General features: G+C 54.5%; 9 protein-coding genes and 1 pseudogene. All 10 read right to left on the bottom strand.

Going from position 1 to position 12,834, the window contains the following annotated elements; genetic code table 11:
• Window positions 1–198 (bottom strand): hypothetical protein (locus ACYVHX_RS06765; RefSeq protein WP_460670871.1); only part of this gene is annotated, 198 nt, incomplete at its 3' end.
• 363 nt (window positions 199–561) lie between these two features.
• Window positions 562–2,976, bottom strand: a complete 2,415-nt coding sequence (locus ACYVHX_RS06760; protein WP_460670873.1) for an ABC transporter permease — start codon at window positions 2,974–2,976, stop codon at window positions 562–564.
• Window positions 2,977–3,060: 84 nt separating this feature from the next.
• A pseudogene (locus tag ACYVHX_RS06755) lies at window positions 3,061–3,255 on the bottom strand (permease prefix domain 2-containing transporter); the annotation flags it as partial.
• Complete coding sequence (locus ACYVHX_RS06750; protein WP_460670870.1) at window positions 3,252–3,590, bottom strand: PadR family transcriptional regulator; 339 nt, start codon at window positions 3,588–3,590, stop codon at window positions 3,252–3,254. The pseudogene ACYVHX_RS06755 and the gene ACYVHX_RS06750, both read right to left, overlap by 4 nt.
• Before the next feature lie 617 nt (window positions 3,591–4,207).
• A complete protein-coding gene (locus ACYVHX_RS06745; RefSeq protein WP_460670869.1) occupies window positions 4,208–5,125 on the bottom strand; it encodes an alpha/beta hydrolase in 918 nt (305 codons plus the stop codon).
• 227 nt (window positions 5,126–5,352) lie between these two features.
• Complete coding sequence (locus ACYVHX_RS06740) at window positions 5,353–5,979, bottom strand: hypothetical protein (RefSeq protein WP_460670868.1); 627 nt, start codon at window positions 5,977–5,979, stop codon at window positions 5,353–5,355.
• Window positions 5,980–6,486: 507 nt separating this feature from the next.
• The gene (locus ACYVHX_RS06735; RefSeq protein WP_460670867.1) at window positions 6,487–9,483 is read right to left on the bottom strand and encodes an ATP-binding protein; all 2,997 of its coding nucleotides are present in this window, start codon (window positions 9,481–9,483) and stop codon (window positions 6,487–6,489) included.
• Window positions 9,480–10,427: a cytochrome-c peroxidase gene (locus ACYVHX_RS06730; protein ID WP_460670866.1), complete on the bottom strand. Its 948-nt coding sequence runs from the start codon at window positions 10,425–10,427 to the stop codon at window positions 9,480–9,482. The genes ACYVHX_RS06735 and ACYVHX_RS06730 overlap by 4 nt, the downstream gene beginning before the upstream one ends.
• Complete coding sequence (locus ACYVHX_RS06725; RefSeq protein ID WP_460670865.1) at window positions 10,424–10,801, bottom strand: hypothetical protein; 378 nt, start codon at window positions 10,799–10,801, stop codon at window positions 10,424–10,426. Before ACYVHX_RS06725 ends, ACYVHX_RS06730 begins: the two co-directional genes overlap by 4 nt.
• A 298-nt stretch (window positions 10,802–11,099) precedes the next feature.
• On the bottom strand, window positions 11,100–12,761 hold the full coding sequence (locus tag ACYVHX_RS06720) for a carboxylesterase/lipase family protein (RefSeq protein ID WP_460670864.1): 1,662 nt from the start codon (window positions 12,759–12,761) through the stop codon (window positions 11,100–11,102).
• Window positions 12,762–12,834: the final 73 nt, after the last annotated feature.

The following is a 12,834-nucleotide window of genomic DNA, read 5'->3' as shown; positions in this document are numbered from 1 at the left end:
GCTTAAAGTATCTCTTCTCTTTTCACCCGCATCTGTCCACTTTAAGTTGACGATATACACTGCCGCCAGGTCTTTCACCGGGCCCACGAAAAACTGGGCTACTCCAAAAACCGGCCCGTAGAAGCCGCCACGCAGCGGGCCCTCACGGACGCGTTTCTGGTCGCCCTCCAGCAGCAGGATCGCACTGCACTCAGCCAATTATTCCGATCGGATATTGAGTTGTTCAGCGACGGTGGGGGAAAACGCCAGGCCGGGCTAAAACCGCTGTTTGGTCAGGAGAAAGTGCTGACGTTTTTGACGGGCATTCTACAGCATCCAGAAAATCAGCGCCACGAATTTTTCCACCAACCGGCATTTGTCAACGGGCGGCCCGCCAGCTTGATCTTCCACCGGAAAACGGGAGAGCTGGACTCGGTGACCTACCTTGGTGGGGAGGCCACAGCGATTACGCGCCTATTATACCTGCGCAATCCAGATAAGTTACGCATTCGGACTGGTAAGTAATTCAACCAAAAAGCACCAGGAGCGCTGGTGCTTTTTGGTTGAATGAAGTCAAAACTCTCATTCCGATCGCAGGCTTTTGACCGGATTCATCAGGGCGGCTCGGATACTCTGCAAACTGATGGTTAGAAAAGCCACCAACACTGCCACCACGCCCACCAGGGCAAAAACCCACCATTGAACCGCAATCCGGTAAGCAAAATCCTGGAGCCAGTTCTCCAGCGCGTACCAGGCTAAAGGCGAAGCCACCACAATGCCTGCCAGCACTAATTTCAGGAAATCCTGCGACAACAGACCCACCACCTGCCAATTACTGGCGCCAAAGACTTTGCGGATTCCGATCTCTTTGGTCCGGCGGATCACCGCCAGTGTCGCCAGTCCGAATAAACCCAGGCAAGCAATCAGAATCGACAGGCCCGATCCGATCGTAACGATGCGGCTCAGACGCTGCTCAGCCTCGTATTGCCGTTGCAGACTTTCATCCAGAAAGGTGTATCCAAACGGCTCGTCCGGAACCACCGCTTTCCAGGTTTCTTCAAGCAACGCCAAGTGGTCAGCCATCGTACCAGCGGTCAGCTTGATGGAAAGATCCGGCATACTGGAGGAGGAAAAGTTCGCGTTTTCAATGTGATTGAAAACCGAATCCGAGCGCATCATCAAGACCAGCGGCTCTACTTTCGAGTGCAGGGAAGCATAGTGAAAGTCTTCCGTTACGCCAATGATCCGGTGGTCGTGCCATTTCCCCGACAACCGCTGGTTCAACGGATCTTTCAAGCCGAATTGCTTTACAAAAGCCTGATTGACAATCAAGCCACCAAATGCATCGGCGGAATTGGCGGGGTCGAAATTGCGTCCGCTCACCAAGGTAATTCCGTAGGTGGGAATAAAGTGCGGATCCACTACATTGAATTGAAACTCCCGGTAGACCTTCTGGTCATCGGTATACCCCATGTCACCCCAGCCGGCGGAAAAGGGAAAAGCCGAAGCTGCCACGTCCACGACTTCTTTGCGGCTGGCCAACGCCTGACGATACCGCTCCACAATCTGCCGGCCTTTGTCGCCCCCTTTGCTAACCGGAACCACCAGTATCTGTTCCTGCTGGTAGCCCAGCGATTTGTGCTTTAGAAAAGACAGCTGCTGATTCAGTCCCAATGTGCCAATCATCAAAAAAACCGAGAGCGTAAACTGCACAACAATCAAGGATCGCCGAAACCAGTTTCGATCGCCTTTCAGATTGAGTTTTCCCTTCAAAACCTCAACGGGTCGGAACGACGACAAAACCAGGGCCGGATAACTGCCCGCAATCAGCCCCACCAGGACGGTCAGGCTCAGCACCAGGGCCAGCGTCGTCAGATCGAGCCGCAGCCGAAGCACCTTCCCCGCCAGTTGGTTAAACAAAGGCAACACGCCCCACGCCAGTCCGAAACCCAGCAGGACCGCCAGGGCCGTCATCAGCAGCGCTTCGCCCCAGAACTGATTGATCAACTGACGGCGCAGCGCCCCCAGCGACTTGCGAACGCCGACTTCCCGCGCCCGGCTAACCGACCGACCCAGTGACAAGGTCATGAAGTTGATGCAGGCAATGATCAGAATGAACAGGGCAATGCTGGCCAGCGTGTACGAATAAACCGGGTCACTCTCCGGCTCCAGGCCGTCGATGCGGGCGCTATTCAGGTGGACGTCGGCCAGGGGTTGCAGGTTGATGAGGTAGCCATCTTCCTGGTACCGATCCCCCAGTACCGTTTTAAGCATTGCCGGAAATTTAGCCGTTAATGAACCTGGGTTGGCATCCACCCGTAGCAATACATAATTTTCCGGTGATACGTTGAACCAGCTTTTGCGGGCCCGCTCGGAGCGCAGGGCCAGGGTGTGTTCCAGGGGGATTAGAAAGTCGAATTGAATACTCGAGGCCGTCGGGACCGATTTGGCCACGGCGGTCACCGTGAATGGGCGCATGACGCTGTCGACCTGCATCTGAAGCGTTTGCCCCAGCGGGTCTCGATCACCAAAATACTTCCGGGCCACTTCTTCGGTCAACACCACACTGCCTAATTCGGCCAGAGGATTGGCGCGGCTTGAGCGAATCAGGGGAAAATCAAAGAGTTGGAAAAAGCTGGGATCGACCGTGTGGATCTGCTCGTTAAATAGCTCGGTGCCTTTGCGAATGTTGACATTCGTGGTAACGATGCGGCAATAGGACTCAACCTCGGGGAACGTTTCCTGCAGCGTAGGACCCAGAATAAACGGTTGCGAAACGTTGGTAAACACTTCACCTTTGTATTTTTCCAGCGTCCACGTCCGGTAAAGCCGGTCGGTTTTGGCGTGAAATCGATCATAGCTCCACTCGTGCTGGACGAACAGCCCGATCAACAAACAGCAGGCTACGGCAATGGCCAGACCAAAGAGGTTGATGAAGGAATACACCTTGTTTTTGGCCAGGTTACGCCAGGCGATTTTGAAATAATTACGAATCATGATCGTAGAAAAAGAGGAGGGGTCAGCAACGTCACTGAATCTTGAAAACCGAGTCTTAAAGTTGGAATTGATTTCCCGGCGCCAAAGCCTGGGATGTACCAGGAGCAGCATATCCACCAGGTACCATACCTGGGCGCTTCGGTATCCAACTCGTCGCAAGCGTTTCTGAAATAATTCGTCCAGATCACCCAGAATCTCCTCCTGAAGGTGGGAAGCGGTGATTACCTTAAGAAAACGCTGAGCCCACCGGAAAGGGCGTGGTGTGGAGTGTCGGTTCATATGGCAGGTCCGCCAAAGGCGGTTTTGGGAATACCCGACCACAATTCCTGGCGAATCCGGCGCAATTCCTGCAAGGTCCGTTCCCCGGCCACCGTGACCGTATACAGTCGTTTTCGTCGACCGCCCCGTTCGGCACTGGTCTCGCCAAACCGGGAATGAACCAGTCCTTTTTCTTCCAACCGCTGCATGGTCCGGTGAACGGCACCTAAACTCATGGATCGCTCTAACCGCGAACCCAGTTCTTCCACAACGGCTACGCTGTACGCATTATCGTAAAGGAGGGCGATAGTCAGCAGGACTAACTCCTCAAATTCGCCCAATTGTTCACCTTTCATAGTTCCTTAGGCTATGTTTCTCATTTGCATAGCAAATAGCAAGCCAGCCCGCCAAACAGGGCTTCAGAGCATCAGTAAAGCGTTTTTATAGAAATGAATTATTTTTCCCTGTCCAGAATCGGACAGCCGATGTACTATTTTGGACAGATTAAGGTAAGCATGTAAATGGCTAAGTAGCATCAACAGGACGAAACCGCCTTTTTATGCAAACTCACTTACCTATAGGATTTAAAGTGAGGTAGGCAACAATAACGGTTGGCTATACAGAACAAACTCCACTTTTCCAGTCAAAGCTGCCTATTTCTGGACTACCCTATTTGACCACAAATAAGTCTGTGTCCGTCTTGAAACGAATTGAGCCCAAAAGTCAGAATTGATTAATGGGGTTCTGACCCGCTATGTTGATTAAGAAGGCTACATGATGAAACACACAGGACTTAGTTGCCCTTATTTATCATGATGGGCTCGCCCCACTCCAGTTAGTTCACCTTCCTGGCTTGCATCGCGGCATCGTTCGGCAAGGAAAGCCGTAATTTTCAAAAACCGTAACCCGGTATTGGCACTTCCGTGGTATCACGTTGTAAAATCAAGGAGGGTTAAAGATTCAGGTCCGGTTTCTACCTGTTCGGCGCTTTGTTATTTTGGCTAATTGCCCTAATCTGTTCCAACACAAACGCCAGCGCCGGTTTAACCGTGGCATGATCAGCGCACCAAACCGGACCGAAATGCCCCACCCCCTTCTGCTCGAACAGTACACTTTTCACCCCCGCTGCGCGCAGTTTCTGATCCATCTGTACGCCGTCCTCCCGCAACTCATCCCGTTCATTGACGACAATACTCGTCGGGGGCATTGCCTTCAGGTTGGTCGAAACCAAGGGGGATACGTAGGGATCGCTCGTTGTAGCCAGGTCGGGCACCCCCCAGCGAATAACCTGTTCGTACAGTTTGAAGGTTGGCGAATTGGGACGTATGTCCAGGGCGGGGTTGATTAAAATCTGAGCGGCAATGGGTACTGGCCTGGCGGCATCGGCGTTACGCAACGAGGCAGAAGCCACAAAGTTACCACCGGCGCTATCTCCCAACAGGATGAGTGGCCCATTGGGGCTGAGCCGGTTTCGATTGGCCTCAATCCAGCTGAGTACCCGCATCACATCATCACTGGTAGCGGGATACGGGTTTTCGGGCGGACGGCGATAATGAACTGCCACGACAACCGCGTTGGCCTCCAGACACAGGCGTCGGCAGATATTATCGTGGGTATCCAGATCACCCGCAACCCAGGCCCCGCCGTGGATATGATAGATCAGGGGCAAATTAGTCCCCCCCGCAGCCGGCCGATAAATTCGAACCGGAATGGAATCGGGCGTCCCTGACACCCGCCGATTCTCCACCGATCCAACCGCTGCGGGTGGTATTTTAAAGTTGCGAATGGCTTGGGCAACGCTCATTCTCCACTGCTCCGGAGTTGGCGTTTGAGCGAAAAGGGAACTGGTGACGGCGAGGGTGGCCAGTAGTAGCCAGAGCTTTTTTTTCATGTTGAAGGATCAATAAATATGGAATTTTGTGGTCGTTGTCGTCGCCAGGCTAGAAATCTCGTTGGACCTGTTTTGGAAAGCTTTTGTGCTTTCAGAAAGATCGTCTTAAAAAACCGCCTACTTAGTGGCATCACGGCTGTTTACGCTTGATCACTGGTTGGTCGTCTTTTCATACATCGTTGGAAGCATTCTGACTTCTATTCGAGATCCTACTCGCGGGTAGGTGCTTACCGAAAGGCCCATCCCAAACAGATTCCAATTCTTAGGTCGATGCTGTGAAATTCAAAACCGCTCGTTGATCTAACGGTACCGTACCGTTGGGTGTGGCGATACTCACTTAAAGTTTGAGGCAACGCCCCTGCTCCCACAAACAGATCGCCCGTAAAGCCACGGCGGGCGACCCACTGATGACCGACCGTTACCCCGCACCCGATGGACCTGATAATTACCTCATCAAGATCCCCAACCTTGTTAAAACCGTAGCCTATTTCATTGATGAGTTGCAACCGGCGCGCTTTAAGGTAAGGACTTACGTAAAAACCGGCGGGATGTCCTTTCGACCGAAGCCAGTTCCGATTGTCCAAATAAAGCCGACCTTCAACGGCCACATTGACAAAGTTTTCCGGATGCGGGTTTCGATAGCGTAACCAGCGTATGCTGCCTTGAAGGGCAAAGCGTTGAGTGAGAGCCCGTTCATAAAACAGGGAGAATGGAGCGATCAGATTCGTTTTCAGACCATTCGGACGGCGCCATAACCGGGCCGAATCCTGAGCGGATACTTTCGGTAGTGGCAGGAACAATAAGAAAAGAATGCTCCCGGTCGCTGCCCATCGGAGGTACCATTCGGGCCCCATAGAATGCGTAGTTAGAAATTCGTGGGATAACGTTTACCCGCGATGCGTTCAAATCCAACATCCGCAGGATAAACGCCCCAGCGTGTACTTCATAAAGGATGGGCAGATTCGGTCTGGCACTGGGGTAGTAAATCTGAATCGGAATGGAATCGGTCCCCGACCAGATCTTACGGACTTCGGTTTTGAAAACGTCGGTGGGCGGGGTTTGCAGCCGTTTCGGATTTACATTGATAGCCGTCCGCACCTGCTGCACCGTTCGCGGACTCTGCTGGGCGAAGGCTGTCAGGCGGCCCAGCAGCAAAATGGGGATTAAAAGCAAGAGCAGGCACTTCAGGACGGTTTTGGAACGAATGGACAGCGGACGCATGAAAACGGGGTCTTAAAGGTGGCTGATTGGTTGGGCCGCTCGGGTCACCTTCTGAGAGGGGACTTGGAAAGCAGTAGGCAAAACAAGTCAACCGCTTCCAGGGCTCCATTTGCGTTTCTGCCAAATGTGTTTGAAAATGTTCACTGTCCTTGCGACGGTCCCGGTTTTTTGCGCACCTCGGAGGGCGGATACCCGAACTGGCGGGAAAAACTCGTCGAGAAATTAGCCGGATTGCCAAAACCGACCTGATAGGCCACCTCAGCCACCGTCCCGACGTTCCCACTCAACAGCTCATGAGCCCGCTGGAGCCGCAGAATGCGAATCAGATCGCCGGGAGCCTCGTTGGTGAGCGCTTTGAGTTTGCGGTGGAGCTGGGTCCGGCTCATTCCCACCGCGTCGCTCAGGCGTTCGACACTGTACTGCTCATCATCCAGGTGATTCTCAATGGCCGTCCGAACCCGGGTCAAAAACACCTGCTCCATCGAGGGCATCGCACGGGCAGCCGACTGCCAAAAATCCTGCCGACCCGGCGTGCTTTGTCCCAGCGTAGCCCGGCTATAGCGCTCCCGCAACTGGTGGCGCACCCGCAATAGATTGGTGATCTGGACCCGCAGTTCCCGCTGGTTGAAGGGTTTGGCCAGATAGACATCCGCCCCGGTTTCCAGTCCTTCGAGTTTACTTTCCAAATCAACCCGGGCCGTCAGCATGACGACCGGAATATGACTGGTTCGTTCGTCCCGCTTCAGGGTGGCGCAAACGGCGTAGCCATCCATTTTCGGCATCATCAAATCGGTAATGACCAGATCGGGTACCTGCTGCTGGGCCAGCTGAAGGCCTGCCTCCCCGTTGGGGGCCTCCAGAATCCGGTAGGAGGCAACGCCCGGGGTGCTTTTCAACGACGAGCGAATAAAGGCCCGCACATCGTCATTATCCTCAATGAGCAGCACCAAGGGTGCATCTTCCAATTCCGCAGGGAGAGCCGAAGGTAAACTTATCGTTTGATCGGGCCGAAACGCCTGTTCGGTAATCGCGACCTCAGGCGAACCGGGCTGTAAGGGTAATTGAACGACGACGAGGGTGCCGAACCCCTCCCGGCTGCTAAGGTGCAGGCTCCCCCCGTGCAAATCAACCAGTTCTTTCGTGAGCGCCAGCCCAATCCCGGTGCCCTCCTGTTCGCGGGTGTCTGAGACATCGGCCTGGTAGAAGCGGTCGAAAACATAAGGCTGTTTGGCGGCCGGAATACCAACGCCCGTATCCTGGATGCTCAGTTGTATTCCACTTTCCGGGCGGGAATCGTCACCGGCCAGCGACACCCACACGGCTCCGCCGGCCGGTGTAAACTTTAGCGCATTGGACAGGAGGTTATAGAGAATTTTTTCCAGCTTATCCTGGTCAAAATGCACCACCAGTTGCGGCTGAGTGGTCGTAAACTGCAACGTAATCGCTTTCTGAGTAGCGACCGACTCGAACGATTGCAGCGTACCACGGACCAGACTCACTAAATCACCCGGCGCGGTGCTCAAGCTCATCTTACCGGCTTCGAGTTTACTCAGATCAAGCAGTTGGTTAATCAACCGCAGCAGCCGGCTGGCGTTTCGCTGGATAAGCTCAACCTGTTGTCTGGTCTGGGACTCGGCGGTTTGCGCCAGAACCTGCTCAGCCGGACCGAGAATCAAGGTGAGGGGTGTGCGGAATTCGTGGGTCAGGTTGGTAAAAAACCGGGATTTATACGCATCCATCTCCTGCAATTTGTCCGTCTGCCGCTGGAGTTGATCGGTACGTTCCCGCACGGTTTGCTCCAGTTGTTCCTTCTGGCGGGCAACCAGCTGGAGTTTTTCAGCTTCCTGCGCCCGCGTTTGGGCGGAGAGGTCTTCGATCTCGGCCAGCTTGGTCCCAAGCGTTCGGCTGGTGAAGGCAAATTCCAGACCCAGATACAACGAAATGGCAATCGGAATACTCTGGTTACTGAGGTTATATGGAAGATGCTGGAGAACAAAATACCAGGCCTTGCCGGTTAGAAAAAATTGATCCCGGAAAGTCGATCCGTACGGGAGCAGCAGGGAATGAATTACGGTGAAGACCAGCGCTACCACAACACCCCGCCCGATGATTCCCGCGCCCCGTTTTTTCTGCCGGGCGGCTAAAACGGTCACCCGGAGCGATTCCCCAAAACAAAGCAGGTAAAAAAGCCCGTGCCCGTAATTCAATCCCAGCCGGTAGGGCCAAACGGTCAGGGGAATGCAACTCAGGAAATAAATCGTCAAAAACCAGTATGGACCACCCGGCGGTCGTTTAAACAAGCTGTATAAAGCCCGGAGTTGGAGGAGCTGAAACAGCGTCGTGAAAATACCGATCGCAATCCGAATGTGTTGCAGCGTTTCCACCGAATTCACACCAATGGAATAAACCTGGAGCCCATACGTAAACAGGCAGGACAACGCATACAGGAAAAAGTACAAATTGGCCCGCTGGACCGGGTAGTAGAGATAAAGAGCCAGGTGAAGGACGGTCAGGATAAAATAAATACCCATCTTCAGGTAATCAAGCGGTAATCCGCCCTGGCGGTGTACCTGGTCGTACCGGACCGCATTCGTGACTCCATTGAGCGTCACCCGAAGGAGCGGATTTCGGTTCTGACGGGCGAATGAGACGGTATAGGGCAGGTCGTTGGCAAACGAAAACCGGATGGCCAGCGTGTGCAGGGAATCCGTTCCCATTAAAAACGAAAGAGGCAGACCTCTGGGATCATAAGCCCCTATTGCCCGCCCCTTCGCCCCCACCTGCCCAAACCGGTACAGCAACCGGCCATCCAGATAAATTTCAGACGCCCCGGTCTGCTCGACCAGAAGCGCCAGGGATTCGGTACGGACGGCGGCAGAAACGACCAGCCGAATCCGAAACCAGCCCGTAGCGGCCCGCCGAACCTCCGCCAGATTCATGATATCCTGAGTAGGGTCGATCGTTTTCCACCCCCGGTCGTTATACAAGGGGGTGGCCCATTCCAGTTGGTCGCCGGCCTGCCACTTCCAGCCCTGATTGAGCAGAATGCCTTGCGGTGGCAGACGGTCAATCCGAACAGCCGGCTGGGCGAGGGCCAACCCGGGGAGCAGCCACAGGAAAAAGAAAAAGCGGATCATCGGCGATAGCGAAAGCGGTTATCCGTCAGGGATTGCAGAAAAGCCTCCAGGTCTTTCATTTCACTATTCGTTAATCCCAGCGGTTTATTCAACAGCGGGTCCCGGTTAATGGGGTTCGCTACGATCTGATCGGGATCATTATAATAGGCGATGACCTGGGCCAGGGTTTTGAACATTCCGTTGTGCATATAGGGAGCCGTTAGGGCCACGTTGCGAAGCGGACCGATTTTAAATTTACCCAGATCAGCGGTTTTTTTCGTAATTGCCGCCCGCCCGCTGTCGGTTAGCGTCTTGCCGTCGAACAGCCCGATGTTCCGAAATTCGGCGTTATTGAAATTCGCCCCGAAATGACACTGCACGCAGTTCGCTTTGCCATTGAACAGGGCAAATCCCCGTTTGGCCGATTCACTCACGGCGGTTTCGTTGTCGTTCATTCGCCAGTCATCAAACGGCGTGTCCGGCGTTTCCAGCGTTTGCTGAAAAGCGGCCAGGGCCCGGGCCAGATTTGTTTTGGTCGGTAGCTCGCCAAACACCCGCCTGAAAGTAGCCCGGTACATTTCATTCCGGCTCAGGCGTTTAACCGCCACCTCAACGGGTAAATCCATTTCATTGGGGTTGGCAATGGGAATCAACGCCTGTTCTTCCAGCGTAGCCGCCCGGCCATCCCAGAAAAAATTGGCCTGTAACCGTACATTCATGGCAGAAGGGGTGTTCCGGTTACCGCTACGACCAAACACGCCCACACTCACCGCCGACGTATCGGCAAAGGCAAACTCCTCGCGGTGGCAACTGGCGCAACTGACCGTGCGATTACGAGAAAGAATCGGGTCAAAGAACAACCGCTTTCCCAGGGCCACTTTATCGGTCGGTTCATCGGCTTTAAAAACCGCCCCCAGTATACTGCTCGCTCCAAGTGCCAGAAGTCCCCAGGCACAGCTTTTCATGGCTTAGCGGGCTTCATCCGACCCAATGTGACCCGGTCAAAACCCCGGCGTCGGCCGCGGCACGTATCTTCAAGAACCGTCAATCGCAGGGAATCCGGCGCGAAGAAGTCGAGTTTATACGTACCGTAATACGCCATATTACAGAGGGGATCGGCATACCTCAGCGTATCCTGCCGAATATAGTACTTCCCACTGACAAATGTTTTGCCATTGATAAAGATGTCATTGGTGCCATCGGACCGAAAAACCGTCACCACGGTGTTGCCCCCTGCGGTTTTTTGTTGCCACCGCCCCACCAGGGTTTCGGGCGGCTGGATAAAGGAAACCACGACGAAGGCCAGGCAAATCAGCGGCCAGCAAAAAACAGTATTCATAACCCTAACGAAACGTTGGTTCGACAGCACAAACCTCGTCATCCGGGCACACATTCTGTTTTGCGCACGTTGCAAACATCTTTGAAAGGGTTACCATCTGCCTGATTCTCCGATCTTCTGGCGGACCCCGCCGGGTGAATAGCCGAACTGGCGGGAAGACCTTGGCGAGCAGCTTGCCGGATTGACGCTGGTTTTTATCCCAACGCAGGAGGCAGCCCTTCCATCCGACGGCCGGGCGGGTTTCGAAAATTTGAATATTGAGGGTAGCTCTATTCAAGGAGGGAGCCTGGGAAGTCCACTATAGTTTCCCAAGGGCCCGCCACAGGGCAAGCTCCTGATTGAACCGGTTTTCAATGATCTGGCAGTCTGCATCGATCCGCATCGTCGGGCGGGTTTTCAGATTATAGGCGGGCCACACCGGAACGTCTTTGGCCGCCGGTTGGCCGGTCCGGGCGAAGGTCGTCCACAATTCGGCGAAATGCCGCGAAGCCACAAACCGTTCGGGCCGGTTGCCACCGAAGAAACTTTCCTTAGGCTCGGAGCCGTCGCGGGGTGGAAGTTCATTGTTGAACTTGAACGAAATATCCATGGCGTGGGGTGTTCCCATCGCATAATCGGTGCCCGGAATTTTCTTTTCGGACTTGTAGCCAAAATTATAGAGGTAGACGGGTGCCCCGCCCTGCTTCACTTTTTTCTCGGCAATATCGACCGATCCCAGGCCCATCATGGTGATGGACGAAACCGCAACGTAGATGGCCGGAGCCGACGCCCCGGGGTTGGCCCGGCGGTACGTATCGACGATTTTCCCCGCATCGGCACCGTACTGCGGTTCCAGTTTTTTCGGCAGGCTGTCGAAATCCAGGTTGGCAAACGCGGTGTCTTTGCGCTCCCAGGCAAAGAAGGTGTATTCATCCTCATTCCAGCCCACCAAAAGCGGTTTGTTGCGGGAAATAGCCGGGGCGGCCGGATCAAAGGGATGATGGGGTAACACAACGCCATCGACCACGGGGCCAAATCCGCCGTAATTTCGACGCATCACGCCCTGATTCCGGTTCTTCTCCTGAAAAGGTGGGATAAACGGCAACTTACCCTGCATCGCCAGCAGCTCAGCGGCTGGCACGTCCAGGAGTTTTCGCCAGTCTTTGGGTGCGATGTTCAGTTCCTTCAGCAGCGTGGCGGTGGTTTCGGCCGCGACTTCCCTGGGCGTCATCCGCACCCCCGGTCCACTTTCGATGGAGGCTTTATTGAAATACGGAGCCGCTTCTGGCATGGCGTACAGACAGGCGGTTTTGGCCCCGCCCCCGGATTCACCCCAAATCATCACATTATCAGGATCGCCCCCGAACCGGCCAATGTTCTCCCGCACCCATTTCAGGCCCGCCGTGATGTCGAGCAGGCCAAGGTTGCCCGACCCGGCGTAGTCAGTCCCGGCCAGCTCATCCAGGTACAGGAAGCCCAGCAGTCCCAGCCGGTGGTTGGTTTGAACCACGACCACATCAAAGTTGCGGGCCAGATTGGAGCCATCCTGCCCGGCTGATGCGCCCGAGCCAATTACAAAACCGCCCCCGTGGCTGTAAAACATGACCGGCCGTTTGCGGTTGTCATTGGCCGGAGTCCAGACGTTCAGGAAAAGGCAATCTTCCGAGGGAGTGGGCTCATGGCGACGGGGCGGCTGAATGGCCGGTGGCCCCACCTGCAACGCATCCCGAACGCCCGTCCAGGGCTCGAGGGGAGCAGCCCGGCGAAACCGGCGATCACCGGAGGTACGCCCGGCGTACGGAATTCCTTTGAACAGATTAACGCCATCTTTCCGCACCCCACGGATGCGGCCATGAGCCGTTTCCGTTTCAAGGAATTCATCCGGTGGGCTACCAATGGAATAACCACCGTGCGGAACAGAAACCGCTGCGGTAAACAGGGCTAGCTGGGCTAAAAAATCTCGTCTGCCGATTGGAATCATCTTTCTGTGAACTACGGTTTTTAAGGCCTGCACGAAACGTTCATACAAAAAGACAAAAAAATCACCAAAATAT

This window comes from Larkinella ripae, from assembly GCF_054780775.1.
Note: the sequence above shows the minus strand (reverse complement) of the source record. Positions and strands in the feature narration are given on the sequence as shown.